Here is a 14445-nt window from a genome sequence, read left to right as displayed (position 1 = left end):
ATCGTGTCGGTGTGTGCAATTGCCCGTCATGGGGCGTGAGACTGGCCGCAATACATCCCCGGAGGGATCCCGCATGCGCCATTCCGCCCCCGTCCTCGCCCTTCTCCTCCCGTTCCTGCTGTTCGGGTCCACCGCCTGCCAGAGCGCCCCGGAGGGAGCCGCGCTCGCGCCCGCCGCCGCCCCGGCCGTCCCGGTCGACGACGGCGCCCCGGGCGGCGGCGAGGAGGACGCCCCCGCTCCGGGGGCGCCCGCGGGGGGTCCGGCCGTCAAGGACGCCCGGGTGGGTGACCCCGTACGGGTACGGGGCCGTCAGGTCGGCCGCCACCTGCAGGCCGTCCTCAACGCGTTCGTCGATCCGGCGGTCGGCGTCGACGCGGCGTTCGCCCCGGCCGCGGGCAAGCGCTGGGTGGGCGCCGGGATGTCCTTCGTCAACGTGGGGGGCGCGACGTACGGGGCGCTCGGGCGCGTGTGGGCGTACGACAGCGCGGGGCAGCGCTATCCGTCGGTCAGGGCGGGGGAACTGACCACCGGAAAGCCGCTCGTCTTCGATTCCCTTTCCGTCGGTGACCGGGCCGAAGGATGGGTGGTGTTCGAAATTCCGGAAAACGCGCGGATCGTGCGCCTCCAGTACCAGGACGCGAACACGCAGGCGAATTCCGGAGAGGGATTCTGGGCGGTCTGACCCGCCCGGGTGACGGGCCGCGAAAGGGCGCGGCGAAAGACCACTAAAGTGCGGCCCATGACTTCGACTCACACCGAACTCGACCGGTCCCACCTCGGCACCCTTTCGGTGCTCGCGTGGATCGGCGATCCCGAGGACGGGCACAACATCCCGTACCTCATCGCCTACACCCTGGGCGACTGCCCGCACGGCCACGAGGCCGCCGCGGAGTCGGCGCGCGGGCTGCTGGAGCACCTGGGGCTGCGGATCGGCGACGAGGTGCTGGACGGCACCACCCACCCGCACAAGTTCCCGGTGAAGATCCTCGTCGAGGGCGACCAGGTCGCGCTCACCGTGGAGGGCGAGGACCTCGGTCTCAACGCCCGCTGCACCGCGCCGCCGGAGTGGGTGGCCGCGGCCGCCGACAGCGACCAGGTCTACTTCCTGTTCGCCACCCGCCCCTGGCCCGAGGCCGCTCCCGGTGAGCCGGTCGACGCCGACACCCTGAAGGCGTTCGTGGGTGACGAGGCGGTCCTGACCAGCAGCGTGCACGCGGTGCTGCGGGTGCAGCGGCTCAAGAAGTAGCCACCGGGCGCGGCGCCTCGACCGCCGGCCGCCGGGCTCCCAGCCCGCCCGGTGGCCGGCCCGCGCGCGCGGGCGTACGGATTCCGCCCGCTCAGGTGTCGAACGCGAACCGCAGCGCCCGGACCCGGTTGTCGAAGTTCGACCCGGCCAGCTCCGGCAGCCCGACCGCGCGCAGCCCGACCGGGCGGGTCAGCAGCTCGCGGAACAGGGCCTTCATCTCGACCCGGGCCAGGTGCGCGCCCAGGCAGAAGTGCGGGCCGCCGCCCCCGAAGCCCAGGTGCGGATTGGGCGAGCGGGTGATGTCGAAGGCGTCCGGATCGGTGAAGACCGCCTCGTCGCGGTTGGCGGACGCGTAGTAGAGCACCACCTTGTCGCCGGGAACGAACAGGTGACCGCCCAGGCGGTGTTCGGCGACCACCGTGCGGCGGAACTGGATGATCGGCGTCGAGTGCCGGATCATCTCGTCCACCGCGCCGTCGGCGTACTTCTCGAAGTCGCCCAGCAGAAGCTCGCGTTGGTCCGGGTGGTCGGTGAGCAGCGCCAGCCCGTGGGTGATCGCGTTGCGCGTGGTCTCCACGCCCGCCACCATCAGCAGCGAGAAGAACGCGCCGAGTTGGCGCACGCCCAGCGCCTGGCCGTCCACGTTCGCGCGGACCAGCGCCGAGATCAGGTCGTCGGCGGGGTTCTCGCGCCGCTCCTCGGCGATGCCCGCGACCATCCGCTGCATCCGGGCCAGCGCGCGCAGCCCGCGCCCGGGCATCCGCAGCCGCGAGGCCAGGCCGCGCTCCACGCCGATGTTCTCCGACGCGTGGTTGACCCGGTCGGCGATCTCCGCCCGGAACTCCTGCGGGATCCCCATCATGTTGCAGATGACGTCCAGCGGCAGCCGCGAGGAGACCGCCGAGACGAACTCCCCGGGCCGCTCGGCCAGGACGTCGTCCACGATCCGCGCCGCCACCGCGTGGACGTCCGCCTCCGCGGCCGCCAGCAGCCGCGGGGTGAACGCCCGCTGCACGATCTTGCGCAGCTGGGCGTGGTCCGCGCCGTCGAGGTTGACCATCGAGTCCCCGAACAGCGCCCGCACCCAGCGCGCCGGCTCGGGCGTGGTCACCCCCGGCGCGCTCGCGAACACCTTCGGGAGCCTGCTCGCCTCTTGCACGTCCGCGTGCCGTACGAGCGCCCAGTGGGCGCGCTCGGGGCCGCGCCAGGAGGCCGGGCGCTCGGTGAACCGGCGCGGGCCGTCCAGCGCCCGCAGCCGCGCGAAGGCCGCGAGCCGGGCCTCCGGGGGGAGCTGCCAGAACGCCGGATCGGCGAGATCGGTGTCGCTCGGGTGCCGCTGTGCCGGGACCGTCATGGCCCACACCTTCTTCCGGGTGGTCAGGGTGTCCGGGGCGCCCCGGGCCTTGCGGCCCCCGCCGTTCCCGCGGCCCCGGTCCTCACGCATCTGAACGCGCCGGGTGCGCCGAGGACACGCGCGCCCCGCCGACGCGCCACCCAGCCGGGCGCGCGCCCGGTGACGGCACTCCGGGCGGGCGACCAACGCACTGCGCGGCGGGACCTTGTCCTGTCGGCCGGGAGACGTTCTCCTCTGACGCGGGGCGGGTCCGCGGGCGGAGCCTGAAGGAGCCGGGGCCGCCGCGACCGTGCGGCGCCGGCATCCCTTCGCGATTCCCGACCTCCAGGACGTGCCATGAGTTCCGCCACCCAGGAAGCGCCCCCGGCGACCGGCCGGGCGCTCCCGCCTGCTCCCGCGCCCGCTCCCGACCCGGGGCAGTACCGGCCCGGGCGCACCATCACCGACTGGTCTCCGGAGGATCCGTCCTTCTGGCGGTCCACGGGCAGGAAGGTCGCCACCCGCAATCTGTGGATCGCGGTTCCCGCGCTGCTGGTCGCCTTCGTGGTCTGGCAGGTCTGGAGCATCACGGCCACCAGCCTCAAGGACGTCGGCTTCGGCTTCAGCCAGTCGCAGCTGTTCTGGCTGACGGCCGTCCCCGGCGTCACGGGCGGCACCGCGCGGATCCTCTACACCTTCCTCGGCCCGATGATCGGCCAGCGCCGCTTCACGGCGCTCTCCACCCTCGTACTGGTCGCGCCGCTGATCTGGCTGGGCTTCGCGGTCCAGGACCCGGCGACCTCGTACGCCACGATGCTCGCGATCGCCGCCCTGTGCGGCATCGGCGGCGCCAACTTCTCCTCCTCGCTGGCCAACATCGGCTTCTTCTACCCGAAGGGCGAGAAGGGCCAGGCGACCGGCGTCAACGGCGGGCTGGGCAACCTCGGCGTCTCCGTGGTGCAGTTGCTTACCCCGATCCTGATCACCTCCTCGGTGCTGGCGATCGGCGCGGGGCAGCGGAAGGCGGACGGGTCGCAGATCTACCTCCAGAACGCGGCCTTCGTGTGGGTGCCGGTGCTCGTGGTGCTGGCGGTGGTGGCGTGGTGCGGCCAGAACGACCTGAAGGTCGCCGCCACCCCCTTCCGCCGGCAGCGGGTCATCTTCAAGCGCAAGCACACCTGGGTGATGACCTGGCTCTACGTCGGCACCTTCGGCTCCTTCATCGGCTTCGCGGCGGCCCTGCCGCTGCTGATCAAGACCACCTTCCCGGCGTACCCGGTCGCCACCTACGCCTGGATGGGGCCGGCGCTGGGCGCCCTGGCCCGCTGGGCGGGCGGCTGGATCGCCGACAAGCTGGGCGGGGCGCGGGTCACGATCCTCTCGTTCGCGGGCATGGCCGCGTCGATCATCGGCGTGATCACCTTCCTTCCCGCGGGTTCCGACGCCGGTTCCTTCCAGGGCTTCTTCCTCTGCTTCCTGTCGGCGTTCTTCTTCTCCGGCATCGGCAACGGCTCGACCTTCCGCCAGATCCCGGTCATCTTCCGGGGCCGGCACCTGAAGGGCCTGACCGAGGGCACCGCGCCGTACGCGAAGGCCCTGGAGCAGGCCGAGATCGAAGCGGGCGCGGTCACCGGTTTCACCGCTGCGATCGCCGCCTACGGCTTCTTCTTCATCCCGGCGATGTTCGCCAACTTCGCCGTGACGAGCGCGATGTGGGGCTTCGTGGCCTTCTACGCGAGCTGTGTGGTCGTGGCCTGGTACTTCTACGCCCGCAAGGGAGCGGAAGCACCGAGCTAGATCTTTTGCGGAGAATCTTGTGAATGCATTCACAAGCAGAGCCGGGACTTTTGGCCTGCGGGAATGCCAGGTCAGACGAGGTGGGCGGCGTCGAAAGCCGGGAGCGAAGGGACTTTCGGGCTCCGGATCGGGACCAACGCGGCGGCAAATGATCGATCAGAAGGCGTGCAATGGACACGAGCATCGAAGCGACTCGGAAGGTGCGGGCGATGACTGTCACCCCTGTGGACACCACGAAGAACGACGGAGCCTGGAGCGGCTTCAAGGGCGGCCTGTGGCGCGACGCCATCGACGTCCGCGACTTCATCCAGTCGAACTACACGCCGTACGAGGGCGACGCCTCCTTCCTCGCCGGCCCGACCGAGCGCACCACCGCCGTGTGGAAGACGATCACCGACAAGTTCCCCGAGGAGCGCGAGAGGGGCGTCTACGACATCGCCCACGACGTTCCCTCGACGATCACCGCGCACGGCCCCGGTTACATCGACCGCGACAAGGACCTGATCGTCGGCCTCCAGACGGACGCCCCGCTGCGGCGCGCGATCATGCCGTACGGCGGCTGGCGGATGGTCGCCGGTGCCCTGGAGACGTACGGCTACCCGGTCTCCGCCGACCTGGAGAAGGTCTTCACGCAGTACCGCAAGACCCACAACGCCGGTGTCTTCGACGCCTACACCCCCGAGATCCGCGCCGCCCGCAAGGCGGGCGTCATCACCGGCCTGCCCGACGCCTACGGCCGCGGCCGGATCATCGGCGACTACCGCCGCGTGGCCCTCTACGGCGTCGACCGGCTCATCGCGGTGAAGAAGGAGGAGAAGGAGGAGCTGAACTCCCTGCCCGCGGGCGGCCGCTCGCTGGAAGAGACGATCCGCCTGCGCGAGGAACTCGCCGAGCAGATCCGCTCGCTCGCCGAACTGAAGGCGATGGCCGCCTCCTACGGCCACGACATCTCCCGCCCGGCGGCCACCGGCCGCGAGGCCGTCCAGTGGCTGTACTTCGGCTACCTCGCCGCCGTGAAGGAGCAGAACGGCGCGGCCATGTCGCTGGGCCGCACCTCCACCTTCCTCGACGTCTACCTCCAGCGCGACATCGAGGCCGGCCGACTGACGGAGGAGCAGGCGCAGGAGCTGATCGACGATTTCATCATCAAGCTGCGCATCGTGCGGTTCCTGCGCACCCCCGACTACGACGAGCTGTTCTCCGGCGACCCCACCTGGGTCACCGAGTCGATCGCGGGCATGGGCGAGGACGGCCGTCCGCTGGTCACCCGGACCTCCTTCCGCTACCTCCAGACCCTGTACAACCTGGGCCCGGCGCCCGAGCCGAACATGACGGTGTTCTGGTCGCCGAGGCTGCCGCAGGGCTTCAAGGAGTTCTGCGCCCGCGTCTCGATCGACACCTCCTCCGTCCAGTACGAGTCGGACGAACTGATGCGCCCGCGCTTCGGCGACGACACCGCCATCGCGTGCTGCGTCTCGGCCATGCCGGTCGGCAAGCAGATGCAGTTCTTCGGCGCCCGCGTGAACCTGGCCAAGACGCTGCTCTACGCGGTCAACGGCGGCCGCGACGAGAAGTCCGGTGCCCAGGTCGGCCCCGCGACCGGCGCGATCACCTCCGAGGTCCTCGACTACGACGAGGTCATGGCCCGGTTCGACGAGCAGATGGAGTGGCTCGCGGGTACCTACGTCCACGCGCTGAACGTCATCCACTACATGCACGACCGGTACGCCTACGAGCGCCTGGAGATGGCGCTGCACGACCGGGACGTGCGCCGCACCATGGCCTGCGGCATCGCCGGCCTCTCGGTCGCCGCCGACTCGCTCGCCGCCATCAAGTACGCCCGGGTCACGCCGGTGCGCGACGGGACGGGACTGGTCACCGACTACCGCGTCGAGGGCGAGTACCCGGCGTACGGCAACAACGACGACCGCGCCGACGGCATCGCGGTGTGGCTGGTCGAGGAGTTCATGCGGAAGGTGCGCAGGCACCCGGCCTACCGCGACGCCGAGCACACCCAGTCGGTGCTGACCATCACCTCGAACGTCGTCTACGGCGAGAAGACCGGCAACACGCCGGACGGCCGCCGCGCGGGAGAGCCCTTCTCGCCGGGCGCCAACCCGATGAACGGCCGCGACACCCACGGGTACGTCGCCTCCGCGCTGTCGGTCGCGAAGCTGCCGTACGCGGACGCCGAGGACGGCATCTCGCTGACCAGCACCGTCACCCCGGACGGCCTCGGCCGCACCCCCGAGGAGCGGATCAGGAACCTGGCGGGCGTGCTCGACGGCTACACGGCCGTCGACGGCTTCCACATGAACGTGAACGTGCTGAGCCGCGACACGCTCCTGGACGCCATGGAGCACCCGGAGAACTACCCGCAGCTGACCATTCGGGTCAGCGGGTACGCGGTGAACTTCGTCCGGCTGACCCGCGCCCAGCAGACGGACGTGCTGAACCGCACGTTCCACGGTTCGCTCTAGTGCTGTGACCGTCCCTTCCGGGCCCTGCCCGGCCCGCCCACTCATTCCGGAGCACCCGCCATGACCGTCCTGCCCGGCACGACCCTCCCCGTTGGCGCCGCCGACGCCGCGCCCGTGAGCGCGGGCCGGACCCCCGCCGCCGCCGTGACGCGGCGGCCGAGCGAAGGGTCGGTGCACTCCTGGGACCTCTCGACGGGCGTGGACGGTCCCGGCACCCGCTTCGTCACCTTCCTCGCGGGCTGCCCGCTGGCCTGCCTGTACTGCCACAACCCCGACACCCTGCGGATGCGCGGCGGCAAGCGGACCTCGGCCGACGAGGTGGTCGGGGAGGCGCGCAAGTACACCCGCTTCATCGCCGCCGCGGGCGGCGGCGCCACCGTCTCCGGCGGCGAACCGCTGCTCCAGCCGGTCTTCGCCGGCGAGCTGCTGCACCGGATGAAGCACGACCTCGGGCTGCACACCGCCCTGGACACCTCCGGGTTCCTGGGCGCCCGCGCCACCGACGCGCTGCTGCGCGACGTGGACCTGGTCCTGCTGGACCTCAAGTCCTGGGACCGGGGCACGTACGAGAGGGTGACGGGCCGTCCGCTGGAGCCCACCCTCGCCTTCGCCCGGCGCCTGGCAGGCCTGGGCAAGGAGGTGCACCTGCGCTTCGTGCTGGTGCCGGGGCTGACCGACGCCCGCGAGAACGTCGAGGGGGTCGCGGACTTCGCCGCGGGGCTCGGCAACGTCTCGCGGGTCGACGTCCTGCCCTTCCACAAGCTGGGGATGAGCAAATGGGAGGCGCTGGACATGCCCTTCACCCTCCGCGACACGCCGTCTCCGACCGCCGCACAGGTCGCGGACGCCCGGGCGGTCTTCGCCGCGCGGGGGCTGTCGGCGGTGTGAGCCGACCGTTCCCTCCAATCCCTCCAATGGCTCAGCGCCATGCGGCACATAGCATGCTGAATCCGGACATACGGCCTAGCGTGGTCCTGTGCCCGAGCCCTCAGAAGTACTCGCCGCAGCGCCACCCCCCGACGAGGCGGCCCCGCCGCGGCCCCTGCCGGAGCCGCGGCCCGCGGGAGGGCGGTCCGTCACCGCGCGGGCCACCCTGGCGGGCACCGTGGTCTCCCTGCTCCTGATCGCCGCGATCGTCCTCGGCAGCAGGCTGCTGCGCGACTTCGACTCCGCGCTGCTCCCGTACGCCGTGGCCACCGTCTTCCTCGCCTTCGGCGTCGCCTACCGCTACACGGTCTGGATCTCCGCCCCCGGCGCGCGCCGGCTCTTCCGGAAGGGGTTCGGCAGCCTCTTCTCGGCCGCCAACTTCCGCAAGGCCCCCACCGCGCTGCCGAAGATGATCGCCACCTACCTCGGCTTCCAGAAGTTCCTGGGCGCACGCTCACACGCCCGCTGGGCCGCCCACCAGCTGATCTTCTGGGGCTGCATCCTCGCCGCGCTGATCACCTTCCCGCTGACCTGGGGCTGGTTCACCTTCACCTCCGGCAGCGCCACGGGACCCGGCTACGAGATGCGGATCTGGGGCTTCAAGGTGCTCGGCTACGACGCCCTGAGCGTGGCGGGCTGGCTGATGTTCCACGGCCTGGACATCGCCGCCGTCCTGGTCATCCCCGGCGCCTCGTACTTCCTGTGGCGGCGGATGAAGGACCGCGGCGCGATCACCGGGCAGCGCTTCGCCTACGACCTGCTGCCGCTGATCCTGCTGATCGTCATCTCGGTCACCGGGCTGCTGCTCACCTTCTCGTCGATCTTCCTGCACGGCGGGGGCTACGAGTTCCTGGCGCTCCTGCACATGGTCTCGGTGGTCTTCACCCTCATCTACATCCCCTTCGGGAAGTTCTTCCACATCGTGCAGCGGCCCGCGGCCGTCGGCATGCAGCTCTTCAAGTACACCGCCCGCCAGGACGAGCAGGTCTTCGCCTGCAAGCGGTGCGGGGAGCCGGTGGACACCGCCCCCTACGTCGAGAACCTGCGCGGCACGATGCGGGACCTGAAGCTCGACTTCGACGCCTGGGCCGAATACTGCCCCCGCTGCAAGCGGGTGCTGCGCGGCGGTGCCTACCTCGACCACGTGAAGAAGGGCTTCAAGTGAGCACGCAGCGCATCCCGCTCGACCCTTCCCTCGCGCCGCCCGGTACCCGCAACTTCCGGGACGCGGGCGGGATCCCGGCCGACCAGTGGCACGCCGACCAGAACGGCGAGACGCTCGTCCCCACCCACTGCTGCTTCTGCGGCGTGCAGTGCGGGATGTACCTGCGCGTCGACAAGGGCGGCAAGGTCTTCGGCGTGGAACCGCGCAACCACGACATCAACCGGATGCGCCTGTGCCCCAAGGGCATCAACGCCTACCAGCAGGTCAACCACCCCGACCGGCTGACCGCACCGCTGCTGCGCCGCTCCCGGGACGAGCCCTTCCGGGAGGTGTCCTGGGACGAGGCGCTGGACCACACCGTCGCCGAGATCCGGCGCATCCAGGGCGCCCACGGCCACGACGCCTTCGGCCTGCTCGGCGGCGCCAGCCTGTACTCGGAGAAGACCTACCTGGTCGGCAAGTTCGGCCGGGTCGCGCTGAAGACCCGGCACGTCGACTACAACGGACGGCTGTGCATGGTCAGCGCGGCCGGGGCCAACAAGCTCGCCTTCGGCATCGACCGGGCGGGCAACCCCTTCTCCGACATCCTCCTCACCGACTGCCTGCTGATCGCCGGGTCGAACGTGGGGGAGTGCTTCCCCGTGATGACCCAGTACGTGTGGGGCGCGCGCGACCGCGGGGCCACCCTGATCGTGGTCGACCCGCGCGAGACGGCGATCGCGCGCACCGCCGACGTCCACGTCGCCCTCAAGCCCGGCACCGACGCGGCGTTCTTCAACTCCGTCCTCGGCGTGGTGATCGAGGAGGGGCTGACCGACGAGGCATTCCTCGCCGAGCACACCACCGGGTGGGCCGAGGTCAAGGCGGGCGCGGCCCAGTACCCGCCCGCCCTCGCCGCCGAGATCTGCGGGATCCCGGCCTCCCAGATCGTCCAGGTCGCCCGCATGTTCGCGGGCGCCGGGAAGGCGATGGCCATGCACGCCCGCGGGGTGGAGCACCACTCCCAGGGCGTCGAGAACTGCCTGTCGATCATCAACCTCTGCACGGCCACCGGGAACCTCGGCAAGCCGGGCGCCGGATACGGCACGATCACCGGGCAGGGCAACGGTCAGGGCGGCCGCGAACACGGCCAGAAGTCCGACCTCCTCCCCGGCGGCCGTTCCATCACGAACCCGGAGCACCGCCGCCAGATCTGCGCGATCTGGGGCATCGAGGAAGCCGAACTCCCGCAGGCCGGCACTTCCATGATGGAGATGGTCTGGCAGATGCAGCGGCGCGAGATCCGCGGTCTGATCGGCATCTGCAACAACCCCTTCGTCTCGCTCCCGAACTACGGGACGGTCAAGGAGGGCTACGACGCCCTCGAATTCCACGCGCAGTTCGACTTCTTCCTGTCGGAGACCGCCGCCAACGCGCACGTGGTCCTCCCGGTCACGGTCTGGGCCGAGGACGAGGGCGTCATGGCCAACACCGAGGCCCGCGTCGTCAAGCACAACAAGGCACAGGAGCCGCCCGCCGGGGTCCGCACCGACACCTGGGTGATGTGCGAGCTGGCCCGCCGCCTCGGCGTCGGCGACAAGTTCGACTTTCCCGGCTCGCGCGAGGTGTTCGAGGAGCTGCGCGTCGCCTCCGCGGGCACGGTCAACGACTACTACGGGATCACCTACGAGCGGCTGGAGGAGACCGGGGGCATCGCCTGGCCCTGCCCCACCACCGACCACCCGGGCACGCCCCGGCTGTTCGAGGGCGGCGCGACCTACCACCCGGACCGGAAGGTCCACATGCAGGTCGTGGCGTGGCATCCGCCGATGGACGCCTACACCGAGGAGTACCCCCTCTCCCTCACCACCGGCCGCACCGTCGCGCACTTCCTCTCCGGCAACCAGACCCGGCGGCTCGGCGCCCTCGTCGAGCAGACCCCGCGCCCGTGGGTGGAGGTCCACCCCTCGCACGGCTTCCGCAACGGCGATCCGGTCCGGGTGGTCACCCGCCGGGGCAGCGAGGTCTTCCCCGCGCTGGTCACCGAGGCCATCCGGCCGGACACCGTCTTCATCCCCTACCACTGGCCCGTCCCGACGGCCGCGAACGCCCTGACCATCGACGCCCTCGACCCCCGCTCCAAGATCCCGGAGTACAAGGTCTGCGCGGCCAGGATCGAGGCCGCCGAGCGGGTCGACGAGGTCCCCGCCCCGCCCATGGCGCCGGGTCACCAGGCGTACCCGGAGACCCAGGTGTCCCGCACCGACCCCCTGCCCCCCACGTCCCCGCAGGGGCGCGGCACGGCGGAGAGGAGCTGATCGCGCCATGATGGGCAGAACGATCTTCATCGACCCGGGGCGCTGCATCGGGTGCCAGGCCTGCGTCTCCGCCTGCCGCGAATGCGACTCCCACCGCGGCAAATCGATGATCCACCTGGACTACACCGAACCCGGCGTGTCCGTCGCCTCCCTTCCCACGGTGTGCATGCACTGCGAGGACCCGGTCGCGCCCTGCGCCGAGGTCTGTCCCGCCGACGCGATCCTGGTGACCGCCGACGGCGTGGTGCAGCAGGCCGACACCACCCGCTGCATCGGCTGCGGCAACTGTGTGAGCGCCTGCCCCTTCGGCGTGCCGAAGATCGACCTCCAGGCGAAGCTCCAGATGAAGTGCAACCTCTGCTACGACCGCACCGCCTACGGGCTGGCTCCCATGTGCGCCACGGTCTGCCCCACCGGCGCCCTGTTCTACGGGACGCTCGAAGAACTCCAGGCCGAGCGCCCCGGCGTCCAGGTCGCCGACTCCTTCGTCTTCGGCGACGTCGTCGTCCAGACCGGCGTGGCGATGGTCGTCCCCGCCGACAAGGTGCAGTGGCCCGTCCCGGGCGGGCTCCCCGTCGTCGAGATCAACGGAGTGGATGTCCGATGAGCGTCACCGAACAGCCCGCTCCCGGCGGCGACCACGGCCCCGGCCCCGGGTCCCCCTCCGGGACGGCCACCGATCCCGGCTCCCCCGGCCCCGGCGCCGACACGGACGTGGACGCCGCCGCCGAGCGGCTGCGCGACCGGATCAGCGCCGACTCCCTGACCACCCGGCGCGACTACCTGCGGATCGTCGCCACCGTCTCCGGCGGCCTGGCCATCGGCGGAGTGGGCGTGGCCGCGGGCATCCTGCACCGGCACGGCGACAGCGAGAAGCTGCCCAAGGCCAAGAAGATCGCCGACCTGCTCCCGCCGGGGCAGTCCGTGGCCTTCCGGTTCCCCGGCGACGAGGACCGGGCCCTGGCGGTACGCCTCCAGGACGGCAGCCTCGTCGGCTACTCCGCCGTCTGCACCCACCTGGCCTGCGCGGTGCTCTGGCGGGAGGACCGCGGCCCCGACGGGGAGCTGTACTGCCCCTGCCACGAGGGCGTCTTCGACGCCCGCACCGGCGAGGTCACCGCGGGCCCGCCGCCCCGCCCGCTCCCGAAGGTCTTCCTGACCGAGGAGGTGGACGGAAGCGTCTGGGCCGTGGCCACCGCCCGGTCCGGAGAGCCCGGCAAGGACGCCCTGTGCCGGCAGTTCGGCGACGCCCGCCCGGAGATGGCCGCCCGGCTGGGCTGCCCGGCCGCGGCCCGCGCCACCGAGCGGGGCCGGACATGAGCGACCTCCACGGCGCCCCGCACGGCGGCCCCCTGAGCGACCCGCCCCCGCCGTCCCAGCCCCCGGCCTACCGGCCGGGCAGCGCCCAGCCCCGGCTGAACCGGCCGGTCCGGGAGCGCTACCCCCAGATCCGCGCCACCAGCGGTTACGGCGACCCCCGGATCCGGCACACGGGCCCCGGCCCGGGGGCCGGTACCGAGCAGGAACCCGAGCGCTCCTCGAAGCTCAACGCCCGTCTCGCCCTGGCCCTCACCGTCGTGATCGGCCAGCTCTGGGCACTGACGGTGACCGTCAACGAATGGATGAAGGGAAACACCCACACGGCCTGGTGGGGAGCGGGATTCCTGTTCCTGTCCTTCCTGGTCGTGCTGGGTCTGTGGATCCTCGACCCGAAGGACCGATGACCATGTCGATACCCACCCCCGTTACCCCGGCGCCGACCTCGCACCGGGCGGAGACCTACAAGCCGGGCTCCGTGATCGGGGACTGGCGCCCCGAGGACGACGCGTTCTGGCGGGCCACCGGCCGCCGGGTGGCGCAGCGCAACCTCTGGATCTCGATCCCCGCGCTGATGCTCGGCTTCGTGGTCTGGCAGGTCTGGTCGGTCACCGTCGTGAAGCTCAACGACGTCGGCTTCGGCTTCTCCAAGTCGCAGCTGTTCTGGCTGACCGCCATCCCCGGCCTCACCGGCGGCACCTTCCGGATCCTGTACACCTTCATCGGGCCGATCTTCGGCGAGCGGAAGTTCACCGCCCTGAGCACGCTGGTGCTGGTGGCCCCGATGCTCTGGCTCGGCTTCGCGCTCCAGGACACGGGCACGCCGTACTGGGAGCTGGCCCTGATCGCGGCCGTCTGCGGCATCGGCGGCGCCAACTTCGCGTCCTCGATGGCCAACATCGGCTTCTTCTTCCCCAAACGGGAGAAGGGCAGTGCCAACGGCCTCAACGGCGGTCTGGGCAACCTCGGCGTCAGCGTGGTCCAGCTGGTCGCCCCGCTGGTGGTCACCGCGGCCGTCCTCGGCGCGCCGGCGGGCGGGCCGCAGCACGACGCCAAGGAGAACGCCGACATCTGGCTCCAGAACGGCGCGTTCCTCTGGGTGCCGCTGCTGGTCGTCATGGCGCTGCTCGCGTGGTTCCTGATGAACGACCTGAAGGTGGCCGCGGCCCCCTTCAGCCAGCAGAAGATCATCTTCAAGCGCAAGCACAACTGGCTGATGACCTGGCTCTACGTCGGCACCTTCGGGTCCTTCATCGGCTTCGCCGCGGGTCTGCCGCTGCTGATCAAGAACAACTTCGAGACCCAGGGCTACCAGGCCACCACCTATGCCTGGATCGGCCCCTTCATCGGCGCGCTCATGCGGTGGGCCGGCGGCTGGCTCTCGGACAAGATCGGCGGGGCCAGGGTCACCATGCTCTCCTTCGTCGGCATGGCGGCCGCGCTCGTCGTGGTGATCTTCGCGCTGCCGTCCGGCGGCGACCAGGGAAGCTTCTGGACCTTCTTCGCCGGCTTCCTGGTGGCCTTCTTCTTCTCGGGGCTGGGCAACGGCTCGACCTTCCGGCAGATCCCGGTGATCTTCCGCGACCAGCACGCGAAGCGGGCCGAAGGGCAGGGTCCCGAGGCACGGGCCGCCGCCCTCAAGCAGTCCGAGATGGAGGCGGGCGCCGTCACCGGCTTCTCCTCCGCGATCGCCGCCTACGGCTTCTTCTTCATCCCGGCGATGTTCGCGAACCTTCAGGTGACGACCGCCCTGTGGATGTTCATCGGGTTCTACGCCACCTGCCTGGCCGTCTGCTGGTGGTTCTACGCCCGCAAGGGCGCCGAAGCCCCCAGCTGAGCCGGGGCGGGGGCCGGTGCGGGGGCCGGTGCGGGGGCGGCCGTAC

Annotated in this window: 12 protein-coding genes; 11 read left to right on the top strand and 1 reads right to left on the bottom strand. The window is 71.2% G+C overall.

Annotation, left to right across the window (positions count from 1 at the left end; genetic code table 11):
* Positions 1–73: 73 nt before the first annotated feature.
* Positions 74–682 (top strand): hypothetical protein, encoded by a 609-nt coding sequence (locus ABZY31_RS14805; RefSeq protein ID WP_356409480.1) that lies wholly within the window; start codon positions 74–76, stop codon positions 680–682.
* Between the two features lie 57 nt (positions 683–739).
* Entirely contained in the window at positions 740–1246 is a 507-nt protein-coding gene (locus ABZY31_RS14800; RefSeq protein ID WP_356409477.1) for a DUF5949 family protein, read from the top strand.
* A 91-nt stretch (positions 1247–1337) separates the two neighbouring features.
* Here ABZY31_RS14800 and ABZY31_RS14795 read toward each other — a convergent pair whose 3' ends face one another.
* Complete coding sequence (locus ABZY31_RS14795; protein WP_356409474.1) at positions 1338–2600, bottom strand: cytochrome P450; 1263 nt, start codon at positions 2598–2600, stop codon at positions 1338–1340.
* Between the two features lie 336 nt (positions 2601–2936).
* On the opposite strand from ABZY31_RS14795, the gene ABZY31_RS14790 reads away from it, so the two are divergent.
* The 9 genes from ABZY31_RS14790 to ABZY31_RS14750 all read left to right on the top strand — a co-directional run bounded on the left by ABZY31_RS14790 (position 2937) and on the right by ABZY31_RS14750 (position 14399).
* Complete coding sequence (locus ABZY31_RS14790; protein WP_356409471.1) at positions 2937–4376, top strand: MFS transporter; 1440 nt, start codon at positions 2937–2939, stop codon at positions 4374–4376.
* A 209-nt stretch (positions 4377–4585) separates the two neighbouring features.
* Complete coding sequence (pflB, locus tag ABZY31_RS14785; protein WP_356409468.1) at positions 4586–6856, top strand: formate C-acetyltransferase; 2271 nt, start codon at positions 4586–4588, stop codon at positions 6854–6856.
* Between the two features lie 60 nt (positions 6857–6916).
* A complete protein-coding gene (pflA, locus tag ABZY31_RS14780; RefSeq protein WP_356409465.1) occupies positions 6917–7744 on the top strand; it encodes a pyruvate formate-lyase-activating protein in 828 nt (275 codons plus the stop codon).
* Between the two features lie 88 nt (positions 7745–7832).
* Positions 7833–8948: an MFS transporter gene (locus ABZY31_RS14775; RefSeq protein ID WP_356409462.1), complete on the top strand. Its 1116-nt coding sequence runs from the start codon at positions 7833–7835 to the stop codon at positions 8946–8948.
* Positions 8945–11245 carry a molybdopterin oxidoreductase family protein gene (locus ABZY31_RS14770; RefSeq protein ID WP_356409460.1) on the top strand — a complete coding sequence of 767 codons (2301 nt, stop codon included), beginning with the start codon at positions 8945–8947 and terminating at the stop codon, positions 11243–11245. The genes ABZY31_RS14775 and ABZY31_RS14770 overlap by 4 nt, the downstream gene beginning before the upstream one ends.
* A 7-nt stretch (positions 11246–11252) precedes the next feature.
* The gene (locus tag ABZY31_RS14765; protein ID WP_356409457.1) at positions 11253–11852 is read left to right on the top strand and encodes a 4Fe-4S dicluster domain-containing protein; all 600 of its coding nucleotides are present in this window, start codon (positions 11253–11255) and stop codon (positions 11850–11852) included.
* Entirely contained in the window at positions 11849–12565 is a 717-nt protein-coding gene (locus tag ABZY31_RS14760) for a Rieske (2Fe-2S) protein (RefSeq protein WP_356409455.1), read from the top strand. Before ABZY31_RS14765 ends, ABZY31_RS14760 begins: the two co-directional genes overlap by 4 nt.
* Complete coding sequence (locus ABZY31_RS14755) at positions 12562–12969, top strand: DUF6755 family protein (protein WP_356409452.1); 408 nt, start codon at positions 12562–12564, stop codon at positions 12967–12969. The genes ABZY31_RS14760 and ABZY31_RS14755 overlap by 4 nt, the downstream gene beginning before the upstream one ends.
* A 2-nt stretch (positions 12970–12971) precedes the next feature.
* Positions 12972–14399: a NarK family nitrate/nitrite MFS transporter gene (locus ABZY31_RS14750; protein WP_356409449.1), complete on the top strand. Its 1428-nt coding sequence runs from the start codon at positions 12972–12974 to the stop codon at positions 14397–14399.
* Positions 14400–14445: the final 46 nt, after the last annotated feature.

The organism is Streptomyces sp. NPDC006529, from assembly GCF_040611795.1.
Classification (GTDB): domain Bacteria; phylum Actinomycetota; class Actinomycetes; order Streptomycetales; family Streptomycetaceae; genus Streptomyces.
Note: the sequence above shows the minus strand (reverse complement) of the source record. Positions and strands in the feature narration are given on the sequence as shown.

Excerpts from the sequence above, each read along its gene's own strand:
- ABZY31_RS14805 (WP_356409480.1), top strand. The coding sequence starts at position 74 with ATGCGCCATTCCGCCCCCGTCCTCGCCCTTCTCCTCCCGTTCCTGCTG.
- ABZY31_RS14800 (WP_356409477.1), top strand. The coding sequence starts at position 740 with ATGACTTCGACTCACACCGAACTCGACCGGTCCCACCTCGGCACCCTT.
- ABZY31_RS14795 (WP_356409474.1), bottom strand. The coding sequence starts at position 2,600 with ATGACGGTCCCGGCACAGCGGCACCCGAGCGACACCGATCTCGCCGAT.
- ABZY31_RS14790 (WP_356409471.1), top strand. The coding sequence starts at position 2,937 with ATGAGTTCCGCCACCCAGGAAGCGCCCCCGGCGACCGGCCGGGCGCTC.
- pflB (WP_356409468.1), top strand. The coding sequence starts at position 4,586 with ATGACTGTCACCCCTGTGGACACCACGAAGAACGACGGAGCCTGGAGC.
- pflA (WP_356409465.1), top strand. The coding sequence starts at position 6,917 with ATGACCGTCCTGCCCGGCACGACCCTCCCCGTTGGCGCCGCCGACGCC.
- ABZY31_RS14765 (WP_356409457.1), top strand. The coding sequence starts at position 11,253 with ATGATGGGCAGAACGATCTTCATCGACCCGGGGCGCTGCATCGGGTGC.
- ABZY31_RS14760 (WP_356409455.1), top strand. The coding sequence starts at position 11,849 with ATGAGCGTCACCGAACAGCCCGCTCCCGGCGGCGACCACGGCCCCGGC.
- ABZY31_RS14755 (WP_356409452.1), top strand. The coding sequence starts at position 12,562 with ATGAGCGACCTCCACGGCGCCCCGCACGGCGGCCCCCTGAGCGACCCG.
- ABZY31_RS14750 (WP_356409449.1), top strand. The coding sequence starts at position 12,972 with ATGTCGATACCCACCCCCGTTACCCCGGCGCCGACCTCGCACCGGGCG.